Here is a 16,944-nt window from a genome sequence, read left to right as displayed (position 1 = left end):
TGTTAGCCAAATTGTGTCAAACTAGCTCCCTTTTGACAGCCACATTTGGCTTGTCTTACACCCTGTTTTTGTGTTCGATTGATATGTTTTTGTGGCAGCTGCAAAAGTGTGATGCAATTGCCGCTATTTGTTTTGTAACCTACATAAAGTCGCACGTAGATAAGATAAAGAGTTTGAATATGTTTCGTCCTTTAGCGTTATTTATCGGCTTACGGTATACCCGAGCAGAACGTAGTAATGGTTTTATCTCTTTTATATCACTGATCTCAATGATTGGTCTGACGCTTGGCGTGGCAGTATTGATTACCGTACTGTCGGTCATGAACGGCTTCGATCGTGAGCTAAAAACGCGTATTTTGGGTATGGTACCGCAAGCGACTGTCACATCAACCGAGATTATCGGTGATTGGAAACAAGTCGCTGATAAGATTAAAGAAGATCCGGAAGTGGTTGCAGTTGCGCCTTTTATCCAGTTGCAAGGTATGTTGACCTCGAATGGTCAGGTAGCTGGCATCATGGTGACAGGTGTTGATCCTGAGTATGAGAAAAACGTTTCTATCATCAATGAGCATATGGTAGAAGGCAATATTGATACGCTAAAGAATGGCGAGTTCGGTATTGTGCTTGGTGAAGGTATGGTGCAATCACTAGGACTGCAATTGGGTGACAAAGTCACTCTCGTGCTGCCAGAAGCATCACCATCACCTGCTGGCGTGATACCACGCTTTAAACGCTTTACCTTGACTGGTATATTCTCTATCAGTCCAGAAGTGGACAGTCTCATGGCATTTATTCCAATGGGCGATGCGGCAAAATTACTGCGTTTACCAGAGGGCGCCCAAGGTATCCGTATGAAGCTTCATGATATCTTTACAGCGCCAATGGCAGCACAAAAAGCGGCTGCGATTGCGCCAGAGCAATTATATCCTAGTGATTGGACCCAGACGCATGGCAATCTATTTGGTGCTATCCAAATGGAAAAAGCCATGGTTGGCTTGCTACTGTTCTTAATTATCCTCGTGGCAGCTTTTAATATTGTTTCAAGTTTAGTGATGCTAGTCACAGATAAAAAAGCAGACATCGCTATCTTAAAAACTTTTGGCGCCTCTCCGCGTCTGATTACCCAAGTTTTTATGGTACAAGGTGTAGTGATTGGTTTTATTGGTACCATTGCAGGTACGATATTGGGCGTGATATTTGCATTAACGGTCAGTGATATTTTGGGCTTTATCAATAATAGCTTTGGTCTAAATTTATTTGATGCCTATTTTGTGAACTATCTACCATCGCAGCTGCGTTTGGCAGATGTGGTATTGATTACCAGTGCGTCATTTATATTGAGCTTTTTGGCGACCATTTATCCAGCACGCCGAGCGGCTAAAATTCAGCCTGCACAAACGCTGCGTTACGAGTAATTTACAGGCGTTAATGCCGTTATAAATAAAATAAAGGAAGCATTATGTCTGCTATCTTAAAAGCGACCAATATTAATAAGATATACGATGAAGGCGCTGTGAGCACCCAAGTCTTGACCGGTTTGGATTTGACTGTCACCGCCGGTGAGCGTATCGCTATCGTTGGTACCAGTGGCTCAGGAAAGAGTACTTTGCTCCATCTGCTTGGCGGACTTGATACGCCAACCAGCGGTGAAGTTTGGTTGCATGGTCAGTTGTTAAACAGTATGAATGAGACCGAACGCGGTGCGATGCGTAATAAGCATTTGGGATTTATTTATCAGTTTCATCATCTATTGGCTGAATTTACTGCCATTGAAAACGTTGCCATGCCACTATTGATGCGCCCAGAAGTATCGACGGCTGAAGCGCGTCAGCAAGCCATCGATATTTTAAACAGTGTTGGTCTTGAGCATCGTTTGGCTCATAGACCGGGTGAGTTGTCGGGTGGTGAGCGTCAGCGCGTGGCGATTGCGCGTGCTTTAGTCACCAAACCGTCGCTTATCTTGGCAGATGAGCCAACAGGTAACCTAGATTATGATAACGCACAAAGCGTTTTTGGATTATTATCAGAGCTGCAAAGTACGATGCAAACGGCACTATTGATGGTCACTCATGATCGAAATCTAGCGGCGCTTGCTGATCGTCAGCTGCTTTTACGTAATGGTCATTGGGAAAATTATTAAAATATAATAGGAAAGGACTGCAAGATAGCAGTCTATTGATTGAGTAAGGATAAATATAATGGATAAAGATAACGACCCGATTGCTGCTTTTGGCAGTATTGAAGAAGGCGATGAGCCACTAAACCTTTATATGGATACCGCGTTATTTGATACGCTCGATAAACAAGGTCAAATAGATTTACTGACGCCCGTTTTCGATCGTATTACTTTGGCAGGTGTTGATTTTGATTTAAAGGTTCAAGACAGTGCGACAGGTAAGCGTTATGTATTGCTCAAAAACGAAGAAGTGGTTGAAGTTTTTGTGATGGATAATAAGCTCACTGACAACATCCTTAATGCTATTGAAGCAAATAGAGATGAGGATTAATAGCATTTATTAAAGTTCGGGCGGCTTATCTAAAGAGCTAAGCTGCCTTTTTTGCCAACTCGTGACAGTCTTATAGCGCCAAATGGCTTTAAACGCTAAGCCGCAGACGATGCTTGTAATAATGGCTAAGATAGTCAGACCTAGGCAAAATGCGGTCAAGGACACAGTGCCTTTATAAGTAATAAAGGGGTTGGCGCCGTCCGATATAATCCATAAACTTAAGTCAGAGATCATCCTGCCGATCGTGCGCAAGCTAATCATCGGCAAATCGAGTATTTCGGCACCGATATAGTATCCAGCGTAAAATACCGGTAAGGTGGTGAGTGGATTGGTAATCCATGTTAAGCCCAGTGCCATAGGGACATTGGCACGGAAAATAAGCGCACCAATCAATGCTAATAACATCTGTCCTGGCAATGGAAAAAAGGCACTCAGCACGCCGATATAGACGGCTTTATTTAAGCTATGGCGATTAAAATGCCACAATCGTGGGTCAGAAAGTTGCGGCGCAAACAGTTTTAATGTGCGACTTTCTAACACTTTCTCAGGGGTAGGTAATAAGTCTTTTAAACGTTTTTTTGGCACAGATTTGCCTTTACTCATTGTCCGCAGCCCGCTCAATCATAATAATAGGCAGATAGGCAGTCATGTTATTGATAAAAGTATAGATAAGAATTCTATCAGAAAAACGTAAAAAGAACGTTAGACAATCACCATCCTAGTGTGTGCAATTAGTATAGGATAATATCCGGATAAATACCATGGCTTGATGTAGTGGTATTTAGCGCCAAGGTAATAGAGCAAGCACATTACGGTTTTTTAGTGGATGCTATATATTATTTCAAATATCACGCAAGGAGCACTGGTGTATTGGTTAATAGGTAGCTTTATCATCCTTGCTATGATGGGTGTTTTGGCGGTTGCTGATAGCACGCCTATACTAATAATGCCGCTATTTATGGATAGCGCCAGCACTCCTGTTCTGACTATTTCATTCGTACTTCTTACCTTTATTTTAATTTTGATAAGCCAGTTTACTATCCCGTCAGTTAATCCTATCAATTCTGTAAAAAATACGTCTCATCACTCTAGGTTTGCTTCTCGTATTCTCTATTTTATATCAATCGCTATACTAGTAAGCACTTTGGTTATTGGTAGTGGTTTGAAGGCACTAGTAAGTCACCAACAAGCAGACGATCAAAAAATTACTGAGCCAATGCGTGTGCAGGCTTTGGTTCATATAGAGGGAATAAGCGATAGTGTGTATGATGCTGGTACCGATACTGGCTATCGGCAAGTGGCGATCATCAGTCAAATATTGCCATTGGTTTCTGAGCTGACAGCGCAAGACTTAGATAAAGTGACAGCAGAATATGGAGCAGGGCTAAATAATAGCTTAAGCGGCGATGATATCAAGTATGAATCTTCAAATGCCATATCTTCACATCAAAACACACTCGCTGAAAACGCTGTTCAAGATAAGGTATACCGCGTCCTACTCAATGCTTACCCAAAAAAGCCAGCCAAACAGTCATCTAAGACTAACTCTCAGAAAAAATCTAAAAAAACAAAAAAACAAAGTCAGATTGCTGACTTAAATCATTTGCAGCCGGGTGATAGATTGTTTATGACCTTGAAGCTGGCACCGCTTGCTACTTCTGAGCAAGTATCAAATAACCCATCAGGGTTTGATAGTTATCGCTGGCTACGTAGTCGGCACATTGACGGCGTTGCCAATATACTGGCTACCAGCAGCGCAATTTTGCCATCCAGTCACCCACAGATACAGTCACATTCAAATTCAAATTCGCATTTACTCTCTTCTGATTCTTATTTAACACGGTTGCGTACTGCTATTGACCAAGGGCGTTGGCAATTACGTCAGCACTTTTATAAAGATTGGGCTACAAATACTACTGCAGAGCAACAAGCAAAAGCGGTCACATTAAGCTTGCTGACCGGTGATCGCAGTTTAATTAATCGTGAGACCAAAGATCTATATCAGTTGGCTGGCATTTCACATTTATTAGCAATATCGGGTACACATGTTTTGTTTTTAGCGATTGTGCTGGCTGGTATAGTTATCCTATTGATTAATCGTCTGTATCCCGCTCTATATCGCTATATTCCGCGCTGGCACGTACGTTGGTGGGTGATGATTAGCGCCGCATTTATTTATGCATTGTTTACAGGGTTTGATGTGCCCGCTGCACGTACCGCATGGATGCTACTGGCAATTGGTCTGACAAGACTAACTTTATTGCCCGTCAGTACCATGCGCGTATTACTTGCTCTGGCAGTACTGATGGCATGGCATGACCCTTATGTATTATGGCAAGCAGGTTATTGGCTGTCCTTTATTGCCGTGGCGTTATTGCTTAAATATGAAGATACCTCACAAAATCAGCCATTAACATCAAACCAACCCTCTACTTCTTATGACAAATTACTCAGACGTTTATGGCTAAGTTTTAAGCGCTTATTTAAGTTACAGTGTTGGCTATTTCTAGCTCTTTTACCTGTAACTTTGTTGCTCTTTGGCAAAGCGTCATTATGGGGATTAATCGTAAATCTTTTTGCTATTGGCTTATTTGGTTGGATTATTGTACCGCTGAATTTATTGGCTGGGCTTTGCTATCTTATATTGCCGTCTGTAGCCAATATTATTTGGATGTTAGTTACTGTGATTGTCAGTAACCTACAGGAACTGATAGCATGGCTAACGGCAATGCCTGTGCTATCAGATGCGTGGCTTTATACGCCCGTTAATGCCGCTATTTTGCTCATGGCATTATTAACCCTGTTACCTTGGTTGCTACCTCGCGGTCTGATCAGTCGTTGGTTAGTATTGCCACCGCTCAGTCTTTTGGTAATGACGGTATATGCCAATCAGCAGTCACTGACTACGACACCCACTCTATATATATTGCCAACGGGTGATCATTATATAAGTGCCACTTTATTACAATATCCTGGCGTCAATGATAAAGATGCCAAAAATACCAGCTGGCTGTTTTTGGCAGATCATAGACCCAGTAACACTAAAATTAAGACCATGCCCAGCAATCTGACGGCAGATAAATTCTCTGCCATGTTAGCGCAGCAATTGGGCAGCTTATCTGTCAATAAGCTAGAGGGCATCGTCGTACAAAGCAGTAGTAGTGGCGTGACTGATTCACGCGTTTACGATAAAAAGAGCAGCGCAGTGAGTCCTAATGATTCAGAACTCTTACCCATGATAGTCGCTCAGCTCAGTCAGAGATTGCCTGTGAGCCAATACTGGCAAGCAGGACGTAGTGAGCGTTGGTCTGCGCTGCATCAAGCTTATAAAGTTACTACGGACTCTCAAAAGACGGCAACTATCAGCGCCCAACGTTGCGAATCCGGTAAAATATGGCAGCTGCCAAATGGCAACTTAACGTTGCAAGCAATCACAGGTTGGAGCAAGCTAGAGGACGCCAGTGTTTGGGATTGTACTGTGGCTATTGATAGCAGCACGCCCATACGAGTGCTCAAGTATCAAGCAAATGATCCTCTCAAGTCATTACCTGCTAACTCACAAACACCTATGTCAAAAAGCCAACCACTATCTAACCAAGCAAATATGTCGCAATCGCGGCTAATTTTGAATGCAGATACGCATGAGCGAACTTGGCAAATGTGGTCGTTGCTATGCTCGGCTGATTTAACCAATAGCAATATAGCCATGAATCATACGACATGGCTGGGTCACAGTACCTCACATATCTCGAATGAGGTAATCACCCAGCAACAAATAGATGAGATAATAACCTATGATAATAAACCGTTAGAAGTGGCTTTATCTTCTGATGCGCTATTCAAAGAGGGTGATTAGGAATTGTTCCAATATCAATAATGTTGCAGATGTTATTGGGAACTCCTAATATCTAGTGATAGTGTTTTATTTGTGATATCACATTTATAAAATACACGTATTTCACAGAGATGCTATTGAACCACGAGTAAAATGGCACCATACTTAACCACCTATTCATACAGAAAACTTAAACAGTAAGAATCTCGAATTTTCTGTCGTAAGTTTATATAATCTGTCTTTTATCGTTTTACATTGTTTCTACTTAGGAAGTTATATGCCCAACTGGCCGCCAGACCCTAACAAACGTCCTGATAATTCGGCAAATCAGCCAGCACCGATGCAGCAGTCAAACCAGCCGAGCGGGCAAGAATGGCGACTGATTGAAAATACTTTATTAGCAAGCGTGGTCGAGCAACGCCGTGCTCGTCGTTGGAGTATTTTCTTTAAGCTACTGACCTTTGGCTATATTTTATTGATATTTTTGACGATTGGTCGTAGCTGTAGTACTGAAGCACCCACTGGTCTTGATGGTATCGATACCAGTAAGCCGCATTTGGCAGTGGTTGAGCTTCAAGGAACTATTAGCAGTGGTGATGTCGCTAATGCTTATGATGTCAATGATGCGCTCACACGCGCCTTTAAAAACAGTAACTCAAAGGCAGTGGCGCTCGATATCAACTCACCGGGTGGCTCGCCTGTGCAGTCAGATGAAATCTGGCAGACTATGATGGATTTGCGTAAAGAATATCCAGATAAAAAGCTTTATGCAGTGATTGGTGATATGGGGGCTTCTGGCGCGTATTATATCGCATCAGCGGCTGATGAGATTTATGTCAACCCATCAAGCCTAGTCGGTTCGATCGGCGTCATTATGCCAAGTTATAATGTAAAAGGCTTGATGGACAAGGTCGGCGTAGAAGATCGCACCATTACAGCAGGTGAATATAAAGATATCTTGAGTTTATCACGTCCCCTAACGGATTATGAAGAAAAGCATGTTGAAAAAGTGCTAGACAATACTCATAAGCACTTTATTAATGCCGTAAAAGAAGGTCGTGGCGATCGTCTAAAAAATCCTGAACAAAATAAGCTGTTTTCGGGACTGTTTTGGACAGGTGAGCAATCTATCGAGCTTGGCTTGGCGGACAAAAAAGGCAGTATCTCAAGTTTAGAGAAGCAGCTTAAATTAAATAACGTGGTTAATTATACGCCAAGTGATCCGTTCCAATTATTTATGGATCGCTTCGCCGTCAAATTGGGCGCAGGTGTGGGTTCAAGTATCAATCTTGATCTCTTGCCATCAGAAGAAGGCAACGCGCAGATGCGTTAATAGACTTTAATTTTTAGCGTTACCGTGTATGATTGTTAAGGCTGAGCGTATGATTACGCTCAGCCTTATTTATGTGTCGCTATCTAGCATTTAAAACCATAAATACAATACAAACCACTATAACAACTATAACAACTATAACAACTAATGAGAATGTGTCATGAGTGAAGTCAATTTGCAGTCTTTTGCGTCCTTACCGATATCGAAAATAACCCAAAAACCAGTCATCCATTTTGCTCATGCCAATGGAATGCCAAGTCCTGTCTATGAGCCGTTTTTTGAGAAATTGGCTGAATTTTTTACTATTGAATATATCTCCATGTTAGGCGATACGCCTGATTATCCGGTCGATAACCAATGGCGAAGTCTCACGCAGCAGATTGTCGATAGCGTCAAAGATACCTGTAAAAAACATGGCGTTAAGCAAGTCGTAGCCGTCGGGCATTCGCTTGGTGCCATGTGTACCTTGCAAGCGTTGTACCGTGCACCTGAGTACTTTTCGCAAGCCGTTCTGATGGATCCACCATGGATTTATGGCAAAGTTAGCTTGCTATGGCATCTTGCCAAGACAGCAGATCGATTGCCATTGATGAATAATCGTTTGATGGATAAGCTATCGCCAGCTGGCGTGTCTAAGCATCGCCGTGACGTATGGGATAGCCGAGAAGATGCGTATGACAAACTGCGCAATAAAGGATTTTTTAAAGATTTTACTGAGCGCAGTTTTCAAGGTTATATTGAGCATGGTCTGCATGAGCGTGCCGATGGTAAAGTTACCTTGGCGATTCCAAAAGCCAGTGAAGTCGCCGTCTTTCGCACCAACCCTTCTTGGTATTGGTTGACCCCAAATCGAGCCCCTAAAGTGCCAGTTACCTTGATTATTGGTGAGGACAGTATCTTTTTAAAACGTCGATTCCCGCAACAAATAAAGTCGCGCTTACGTATTCCTTATATTACTCATGCGGGCGGTCATATGTTTCCACTTGAGCATCCAGAGTCTGTGTCAGAGCAAGTATTAGCATTGATTGAAAAACAGTTATCTGCCAAATAACAACAAGCTTTGTTTTTAATCAATTTCCTTATGCTAAACCGATTGTCTTTGTGAGCAGTTTTTAAGTAATGCTTCAGTATCTTTTCGAGTAAACCTATTATGTCAATGCGAATGCCAAATAAGAGCGCCGCTGAAAACAATAAAGTTGTTATACATCATCAGCCTTTATTCACACGCTTAGGCGCTTTACTGCTTATCATAGGCATGGTGGTTTTTTTCTTTATCAGTCAATTGATCGGGATTTATATCGCTGGCAAACTGGTATTACCAACTGCCAAAAGCGCAACGGTCGGCGATATTTTCTTTTTTGGCAGCAATGATGGAACGGTTGTCAGTATTTCTATCATGATAGGCTGCGTGTTATTAGTGGCAATCAGTGCGTTGGTTATACGCGTGAGAGGCGGAAATTTAAAGCAGTATTTGGCATTAAGACCGTTCTCATTGGCGGTCGGTATGGGCATGATAGGGCTGCTGTTGATATTTATGATTGGCAGTCAGGCATTGACGTATATGCTTGATAAATCACCGTTGGCGTTTGTAGATCCTTTATATCAGTCTGTCAGCTCAGTATGGCTACTTATTTTTGCGATGGTTATCGTCGCGCCCATTTATGAAGAGCTCATATTTCGTGGCATATTGTGGTCGGCGATTGCAGAGCAGTTTACTTCGCCACCTGATACAGAATATCGCGGAGCAATCGTAGCAAGTCTGGTGACCAGTTTGATATTTGCGGTCATTCATTTGCAATATGGAATTTACGAGATCAGTACCATCGTGGTGTTAGCATTACTATTTTGCTATGCGCGTATCAAATCAGGCTCGCTGATATTGCCCATTTTATTACATATTATAAATAACGGCGCGGCTATGTGGCAATATTTGGCGCAAGTAGCATAAAGGATAACAGTGAATATTTGATAATTAATACTTACGCCGTATGCATTGTTATTTAATAGTAGGTTTTATCAGGCATCAGGCATCAGGCATCAGGCATCAAGCGCCAGGATTAAGGGCTAATACCTCAGTCGCCGCGTGCTTGATATCATCGATGGTCAAGTGAGGCTTACCGCTCAATGCTTGACGCCATTTTCGAGCACCCACTAATCCTTGGAATAACCCTAAATAGTGCCGAGTCATCGTTGGAAGCGCTTCACCTTTGGCGATTTGCTCTTCTAAATAAGGATACAGCTGAGCTAGTATATCTGAACGCTTGGGGACAGGGGTTTCCCACAAGCTATTGGCTTCGGCTAACAAATACGGGTTGTGATAAAAGGCGCGTCCAATCATAACGCCATCGATGTGCTCAAGGTGTGCCTCAATATCAGCGACGGTCTCAATCCCACCATTTATCTCAATATCAAGGGTAGGAAAGTCCTGTTTTAAACGATACACATCTTCATAACGCAGTGGCGGTATTTCACGATTTTGCTTTGGGCTCAAGCCTTGTAGCCACGCCGTACGCGCATGAACGATAAAGCGTGTACAACCACCTGCTGCTACCTTTTGTACAAAATCCGCCATAAATTCATAACTGTCAAAGTCATCAATGCCAATACGATGCTTGACCGTGACTGGAATATCGACTGCCGCTTGCATATGCTTGACCAAGTCTGCAACGGTATTGGGTTCTGCCATCAAGCAAGCACCGATTTTATTGTGCTGTACACGATCAGAGGGGCAGCCCACATTAATATTAACCTCATCATAACCATGCTGCTGAGCAAATTCTGCACACTGCGTCATCTCAGTGATATCTGCGCCGCCAAGTTGCAATACCAGCGGATGTTCAAGAGTATCAAAGCGTAAATGCCGTGCACGATTGCCATGTATCAGCGCGCCCGTACTGATCATCTCGGTGTACAAATAAACATGCGGATTAAAAAGCCGAGCAAAATAACGATAATCCGTCGTTGTCCAATCAATCATGGGTGCAACCGAAAGACGTTTATTGGTCATATCAACCATAGTGGTTAAGCCTTAATTTTTTAGAAATTTTTGAAGATGTATATGCTAAATGCTAATGCTATATGTGTCAGTTTACGTATCACTTGCAATGGCTTGTGAGTCTATAATCAATAGGCTGATAAAAGATCAGCCTATTTGGATAAAATAATATTATATGACCTGATCGATTTTCTTGAGTTCAGGCAGATTATAAAAATAAATGCCCATGATGATGGCAATAAAACCGATGAAAGTGATATAGAGTGCGGGTGAAAAGCTCACATATAAAGTGGCATAGCCAAGTCCAAATGGTACTAGTACCCCAACGATACCATAAGTGACATTGTAGCAAAAAGCCATTCCGGTGAGTCGCACATTGGTAGGAAAAAGCTGAATCAAGATGGCAGGTATCATGCCGATAACACCGGCACAAAAGCCTAAAAGTGCATACATAATAAGGATATAGTCGCCACTTGCCTCTAAATGATAGAAGAAAGCAAGCATTTGAGCGATTAAAATAATAGAGCCTATCGCCAAAATTTTGCCAAAGTTTTGATGGTTAGAGATGATGCCATAAAAAATACAGCCAAAAATCATAAAAACGATGCCAAGACTGTGTGAGAATCCAAACAAGTCAGTATCGAGCGTAAAGCGTAATTCAATCAAATCAGGCAATAAAATAACCACGACTGTGGTGATGCTTGAGACAATTAAAGTGAGAACCAGACCAATAAAGATAGCATGCTTGCAATGCTTAAATAGGGTCGTAAAAGGCTTAGCAACATAATCACTAGGTCTTGATTTTTTCATCTGAGTGAAAAACGGAGTTTCTTCTATCCATCGCCAGGCAAGGAGCGGTAAAACCGTCAGGATAGCCGCTATAAAGAAAGGCAAACGCCAGCCATAATCTGCCAATTGCTCAGTAGTCAACGTACTGCTTAACCAAAGAAAAAAACCATTAGAAAATAAAACGCCCACAAAAAAACTGGCAGTCACATAGCTACAGCCTACTGACAGATATTGGCGCGGCACGTGCTCTGCAACGAACACCCAAGAGAGTGGCACATAAAGACCATAGGCCATGCCATGTATGATTCGTAAGACGATAAACAATGCAGGCGCTGCCAAACCCCATTGTGCATAAGTAGGCAAACATCCCATCGCCAATAAGCTTGCTGCCGTAATCAAGATACTGATTAGTAATAACGGTTTACGACCTTTTATATCGCCATAACGTCCAAAGATAACACCACCAAGTGGGCGTGCCACATAACCAATTGCAAATAATGACAGCCCCTGTATCTTCATAAGATTGGGATCTGAGCTAACAGGAAATAAAGTCGCTGCCAACATATCTGCAAGATATAGGTATATTAAAAAGTCGAAAAACGCTATTGCACTGCTATAGCAAGTAAACAGTACCGTATTTTTATCTTTAGAAGACATAAGTGCATATTGAGAACGAGAAGGCATATTAGGTCACGCATCCAGACATTAAGGTATTCGTTAAGGCAGTCATTATCTAAATAACTGCCTATAATAAAAAACGATAAATCATCATTGCTAATGATTTATCGTCAAAATAAAGACGTTTATGTCAAATATGATTATATGAAACAGAATTAAGCCAAGAGCATTCAACTTCAGTTTCTTTTATATTGAGCCAACTATAATAGCCAATCAATAGGTAACCATGACATGATGGTTAGCCAAACATGGTCACTGACATCGACGCGCGGCTCTGAATCATAAATGACTTTCTTATCTTTTTCCATGGTATGCCATTGTAAATCACCGTTTTCTAGTAACTTCACTTCATACGCTTGGTTTAGTAAGTCATCGCTCAATGCACCATGCAACTGAGTGGCAAGCTCATCATCATTGATAATCACGCCCATCTCAGTATTAATATTAGCCGAGCGCGGGTCAACATTATATGAGCCAATGAATACTTGATAGTCATCAACGGCGAAAGCTTTTGCATGTAAACTGGTTGAAGATTGGCTACGCGCTTTCCAAAGTTTGTTTTCACGCTTTTCTTCAGAAGCGGTTGATTTTAGCTCATAAATCTTGACTCCCGCGCGCAGTAAACTAGGACGCCATTGGCTATAGCCAGAATGTACCGCTGTTACGTCGGTTGCATCAAATGAATTGGTGAGAATTTTGATTTCGATACCAGATTCTGCTAATGAGACCAACGTATTAACACCGTCTTTGGTCGGTACAAAGTAGGAGGAGATAATAGTCAATTTTTTTGATGGACTACCAAGCAAAGTGCGTAGCTGATGCACCAAATTGGTGTCTGCTGGCACGGTTTTGGTCAATTTGCCGACGTCATCACTCAAGAACTGCATGTCCGTCCAGCGAAACGGCACTCGCTTATTAATCAAATCCGTATCGATAGACGAGTCTTCTATGGCTGCTTTATACACTGATAAGCTGCCACTGCTACTACTTTTCTCATCGGCTTTTAACTTATCGAGCCCTTGTACGAAGTCAGTCGTCTCTCCTTTATCAAGGGTCGCTAAGGTTTGAATATCGAATGATATTGGTGCTGACCAGTAGCTGGCAAAGCTATTATCAATATCTGCCACCACTTTACCAATCAATAGTACATCCAAATCTGCGAACTGACTGCTTTTGTCATTGCTTAGGTATTCATCACCGATATTACGACCACCAATAATGGTGATTTGCTTATCAAAAATCATGCTTTTATTGTGCATGCGTCTATTGATACGTGGCAGACCGGTGACAAAATTTAAAGTCTGAAATTTACGATGCATAAGTGGATTGATGATACGCACAGCAATATTAGGGTGACTGGCAAAACGCAGTAAATGCTGATCAAACTTAGCATTATTATTAAAATCATCGAGCAGTAAACGTACGATCACGCCGCGCTCTGCCGCATCCCATAAGTCTTTGAGCATCAGCTGACCGGCTTGATCATCGTGCCAAATATAGTACTGGGCATCGATATTTCGCGTTGCCATACCTGTCAATATACTGCGTGAGGCAAAAGCATTGGCGCCCGTCACAATTGGATGATAGCCTGATAAATCAGGGTGAATCTCACTCTGTTGACTGATGGCAGCAACCAAATCAAGACTATCCGTGTTTGGGGTAGCAAGGTCTGTGCTGACAGTCGTAGTATTTATAGGATCGCCCTCTTTTTGGGCGTCTTTTTCTATTTCAGCTTGTTTGCTGATGTTCGATTGGTATAAAGCATTGACCCGTGCGGATAGTGCTTGGCTTTCAGGCAAGTGCGGCTGCTTGGGTAAGCTTTGGCATCCACTAAGACCTAAGGTGAGACCGAGTGTCAGGCTCAACGATAAGTTGCTGGGTTCTATACTGAACATCGACATAAATAAATTACCTTAGTGAGCCTTTATATAATGGAGAAGTTGCCAAAAAATATGTATGGATTTCTTGGTGGTTTTGCAGATAATAACACTGATTATAAGGCATATGATAATATCGCCTAAGGCAAAGTTTAAATCGCCGCTAAGCTTATCAGGTGTCGGCATCTGTGCCTATTATAAATACGTTACTTTTATAAAATATTGCCTGTATTAGCTCTTGTTCTTATTGGATCTAGTTAGCACAATTTTTGCTTCTTCTTTCTAATAAGTGATACGTTAGGCAAAATAATAGACAGTCAGCGCTGAAAACTGCTGCTTTGAAGCTGCTGCTTGGAATAATTTATCATGATATGATAACGCGAATACGTGAAGTTTATAATCAAAAATAAACGCTATTGTAAATAACAATCAAGGCAATGGAAACTTTATGAGTCAACCGCAAAATAAAGACAATATAAACGGCTTGGATGCAAACTGGTGCAATGATGCACTGGATTTAGAACTCGATTATGGTATGCAAACCATTGCAGTACGTGCAGGTCAGCATCGTACCGATGAGGGCGAACATTCAGAAGCTATTTTTACGACCAGCTCCTATGTTTATAGCTCAGCAGCTGATGCTGCCGGTCATTTTGATGGCACTAAGACGGGCAATGTCTACTCACGTCATACCAATCCAAGCGTACGTACCTTTGAGCGCCGTTTAGCAGCACTTGAAAATGGTGAGCGTGCAGTCGCAACAGCCTCTGGCATGGGTGCGATTTTGACCATGTGCTTGGCGTACTTAAAAGCCGGTGACCATTTACTTGCTGCTAATCAGCTATTTGGCTCCTCTATTGGTCTGTTTAATAACTATATGGCAAAGTTTGGTGTGGAAGTCAGTTACGTTGATTGTTTCGACAATGACGCATGGGCAAATGCTGTTCAACCAAATACCAAAGTCATTTATTGCGAAAGCCCTAGTAATCCATTGGCACAGATTTGTGATATTGGCTTTTTAAGCCAGCTATGTAAAGCCAATGATATACTCTTGGTCGTTGACAACTGCTTTGCCACCCCAGCTTTGCAACGTCCGCTTGATTTGGGTGCCGATGTGGTGATTCATTCTGCAACCAAATACTTGGACGGTCAGGGTCGAGTACTTGGTGGCGCGTTAGTCGGTAGCGATAAGTTGATGCAAGAAGCGTTTACGGTCATACGTTCAGGCGGCATCAGCATGAGTCCGTTTAATGCTTGGGTCTTTACCAAAGGACTTGAAACGCTTAAATTACGTATGCAAGCGCATTGTAGTAATGCCAATCAAGTGGCAGAGTTTTTGGTTAATCATCCCAATGTCAGCACCGTACACTTTTCAGGCTTGAGCGACCATCCATCGCATGAGTTGACCAAACGTCAGCATCATATGAAAGACGGTTATGGAGCCATTATGGGTTTTGAAGTGCTGCCATCAGAGACGCGTGATTCAAAATTTGCCGCATGGCATGTCATTGATTCAACCCAAATGGTCTCTATCACCAATAATTTGGGTGATGCGAAAACCACGATTACCCATCCTGCAACAACGACCCATTTTCGTTTGAGCGCCCAAGAGCGCGCAGAAGCAGGCGTAAAAGACGGTTTGATTCGTCTGTCTGTCGGTCTAGAAGATGTGGAAGATATCATCAAAGATTTGGCGCGTGGTTTAGACAGTTTGTAAAGATAACGGTATAATTGCTATTAGTATTTTATTTTTTATAATCAAAACCCCCATTATTTATTATTAAAAAACCAAGAGGCAACTATGAATATCCAAGCATTGATGCAACAAGCACAAACCATGCAAAAGAAAGTCGAAGCAAACGTCGAAAATGCTAAAAAAGAGCTTGGTAATAAAGAAGTGCATGCAGAAGCAGGCAGTGGTCTGGTAAAAGTAACCATGACAGGTCGTCATGTGGTCAAGCGCTTGACCATTGATCCAAGCTTATTAGAAGATGAGCCAGATATGATCGAAGATCTTATCGCTGCTGCTATCAATGATGCGGTGCGCCAAGCAGATGCGCTATACGAAGAAACCATGGCTGGCGCGACCTCAGGTATGGGCTTGCCACCAGGTATGCAAGGTATGTTCTAAGTAGCTGGTTCTTAAACGCTAAAGGCGACATATTAAAGAAAATGGGGTTGTTATCGACATGATACGACCCCATTTTCATAGTTATGATTTATAAACAAAGGACATCACTTTGCTGACAGCCAAATTTGATCAGCTGGTCAAACAGTTGCGTATCTTGCCGGGCGTTGGTCAAAAAAGCGCTCAACGTATGGCGCTGCATCTGCTCACCAAAAAACGCCCACAAGGCATGGCACTTGCTCAAGCGCTTGATGAGGCGATGCGTGATATCGTCGAATGTCAGCGCTGCCATAGCTTTAGCGATGAGGCTGTTTGCCCGTTATGCCAAGATCCTAGGCGTGATGATGCATTGCTATGCGTGGTTGAGACTGCAGCTGACGTGATGGCGATAGAGCAGACGGCAGGCTATCGCGGGCGTTATTTTGTGTTAGGTGGTCACTTATCACCGATTGATGGCATTAGCGCTGATGATTTAAATATTGAGCAACTGGTCTGGCGCGTCAAGCAAGAGCCTGTTGAAGAGCTGATATTGGCAACCGGTACGACGGTTGAAGGGCAAACGACCGCGCACTTTATCAGTGAGGCAGTCAGTCGTCATGTCAATAAAGTCACGCGTCTGGCGCAAGGCGTACCGATGGGCGGTGAGCTTGAATATCTTGACAGCATGACCCTTGGACAAGCGATGCAAAACCGCTCCTTTTTATAGCCTTCTTATCTTTATCAGATTAAAATCTTGCGCATTTTATTCAATGATGTGGTTATAATTGCTTATATTATTTTATCGCTTTCTCTTTTAATTTTA

General features: G+C 42.3%; 14 protein-coding genes. 10 read left to right on the top strand and 4 right to left on the bottom strand.

Annotated features, from left to right (window positions below; translation table 11 throughout):
- Positions 1 to 179: 179 nt before the first annotated feature.
- The 3 genes from FQ083_RS03005 to FQ083_RS02995 are packed head-to-tail and all read left to right on the top strand — an operon-like array spanning position 180 to position 2,507.
- Entirely contained in the window at positions 180 to 1,415 is a 1,236-nt protein-coding gene (locus FQ083_RS03005) for a lipoprotein-releasing ABC transporter permease subunit (RefSeq protein WP_011513134.1), read from the top strand.
- Positions 1,416 to 1,459: 44 nt separating this feature from the next.
- Complete coding sequence (lolD, locus tag FQ083_RS03000; protein ID WP_011513135.1) at positions 1,460 to 2,140, top strand: lipoprotein-releasing ABC transporter ATP-binding protein LolD; 681 nt, start codon at positions 1,460 to 1,462, stop codon at positions 2,138 to 2,140.
- A gap of 58 nt (positions 2,141 to 2,198) precedes the next feature.
- The gene (locus tag FQ083_RS02995; RefSeq protein ID WP_149408775.1) at positions 2,199 to 2,507 is read left to right on the top strand and encodes a hypothetical protein; all 309 of its coding nucleotides are present in this window, start codon (positions 2,199 to 2,201) and stop codon (positions 2,505 to 2,507) included.
- A 9-nt stretch (positions 2,508 to 2,516) separates the two neighbouring features.
- On the opposite strand, the gene FQ083_RS02990 is transcribed toward FQ083_RS02995, so the two are convergent.
- Entirely contained in the window at positions 2,517 to 3,110 is a 594-nt protein-coding gene (locus tag FQ083_RS02990; RefSeq protein WP_011513137.1) for a DUF2062 domain-containing protein, read from the bottom strand.
- A gap of 262 nt (positions 3,111 to 3,372) precedes the next feature.
- On the opposite strand from FQ083_RS02990, the gene FQ083_RS02985 reads away from it, so the two are divergent.
- The 4 genes from FQ083_RS02985 to FQ083_RS02970 all read left to right on the top strand — a co-directional run bounded on the left by FQ083_RS02985 (position 3,373) and on the right by FQ083_RS02970 (position 9,623).
- Positions 3,373 to 6,363, top strand: a complete 2,991-nt coding sequence (locus FQ083_RS02985) for a ComEC/Rec2 family competence protein (protein WP_262880827.1) — start codon at positions 3,373 to 3,375, stop codon at positions 6,361 to 6,363.
- Positions 6,364 to 6,619: 256 nt separating this feature from the next.
- Positions 6,620 to 7,675 carry a signal peptide peptidase SppA gene (gene sppA / locus FQ083_RS02980; protein WP_020443076.1) on the top strand — a complete coding sequence of 352 codons (1,056 nt, stop codon included), beginning with the start codon at positions 6,620 to 6,622 and terminating at the stop codon, positions 7,673 to 7,675.
- Positions 7,676 to 7,835: 160 nt separating this feature from the next.
- Entirely contained in the window at positions 7,836 to 8,726 is an 891-nt protein-coding gene (locus FQ083_RS02975; protein ID WP_020443077.1) for an alpha/beta fold hydrolase, read from the top strand.
- 111 nt (positions 8,727 to 8,837) lie between these two features.
- Positions 8,838 to 9,623 carry a CPBP family intramembrane glutamic endopeptidase gene (locus FQ083_RS02970; protein WP_262880826.1) on the top strand — a complete coding sequence of 262 codons (786 nt, stop codon included), beginning with the start codon at positions 8,838 to 8,840 and terminating at the stop codon, positions 9,621 to 9,623.
- Between the two features lie 96 nt (positions 9,624 to 9,719).
- On the opposite strand, the gene dusA is transcribed toward FQ083_RS02970, so the two are convergent.
- The 3 genes from dusA to FQ083_RS02955 form a co-directional block, all read right to left on the bottom strand.
- Positions 9,720 to 10,691, bottom strand: a complete 972-nt coding sequence (dusA, locus tag FQ083_RS02965; RefSeq protein ID WP_149408772.1) for a tRNA dihydrouridine(20/20a) synthase DusA — start codon at positions 10,689 to 10,691, stop codon at positions 9,720 to 9,722.
- A gap of 150 nt (positions 10,692 to 10,841) precedes the next feature.
- Positions 10,842 to 12,143, bottom strand: coding sequence for an MFS transporter (locus FQ083_RS02960; protein WP_149408771.1), 1,302 nt, complete (start codon positions 12,141 to 12,143; stop codon positions 10,842 to 10,844).
- A gap of 194 nt (positions 12,144 to 12,337) precedes the next feature.
- Positions 12,338 to 14,038 (bottom strand): phospholipase D family protein, encoded by a 1,701-nt coding sequence (locus FQ083_RS02955; protein ID WP_149408770.1) that lies wholly within the window; start codon positions 14,036 to 14,038, stop codon positions 12,338 to 12,340.
- Between the two features lie 424 nt (positions 14,039 to 14,462).
- Here FQ083_RS02955 and FQ083_RS02950 point away from each other — a divergent pair, with 424 nt between their 5' ends.
- From FQ083_RS02950 to recR, 3 genes are all read left to right on the top strand, one after another.
- On the top strand, positions 14,463 to 15,731 hold the full coding sequence (locus FQ083_RS02950; RefSeq protein WP_149408769.1) for an O-succinylhomoserine sulfhydrylase: 1,269 nt from the start codon (positions 14,463 to 14,465) through the stop codon (positions 15,729 to 15,731).
- 84 nt (positions 15,732 to 15,815) lie between these two features.
- The gene (locus FQ083_RS02945; RefSeq protein WP_011513146.1) at positions 15,816 to 16,145 is read left to right on the top strand and encodes a YbaB/EbfC family nucleoid-associated protein; all 330 of its coding nucleotides are present in this window, start codon (positions 15,816 to 15,818) and stop codon (positions 16,143 to 16,145) included.
- Between the two features lie 109 nt (positions 16,146 to 16,254).
- Positions 16,255 to 16,848 carry a recombination mediator RecR gene (gene recR, locus FQ083_RS02940; protein WP_020443082.1) on the top strand — a complete coding sequence of 198 codons (594 nt, stop codon included), beginning with the start codon at positions 16,255 to 16,257 and terminating at the stop codon, positions 16,846 to 16,848.
- Positions 16,849 to 16,944: the final 96 nt, after the last annotated feature.

The sequence above is a fragment of the Psychrobacter sp. ANT_H59 genome, assembly GCF_008369225.1.
In the GTDB taxonomy this organism is placed as follows: domain Bacteria; phylum Pseudomonadota; class Gammaproteobacteria; order Pseudomonadales; family Moraxellaceae; genus Psychrobacter; species Psychrobacter cryohalolentis.
Note: the sequence above shows the minus strand (reverse complement) of the source record. Positions and strands in the feature narration are given on the sequence as shown.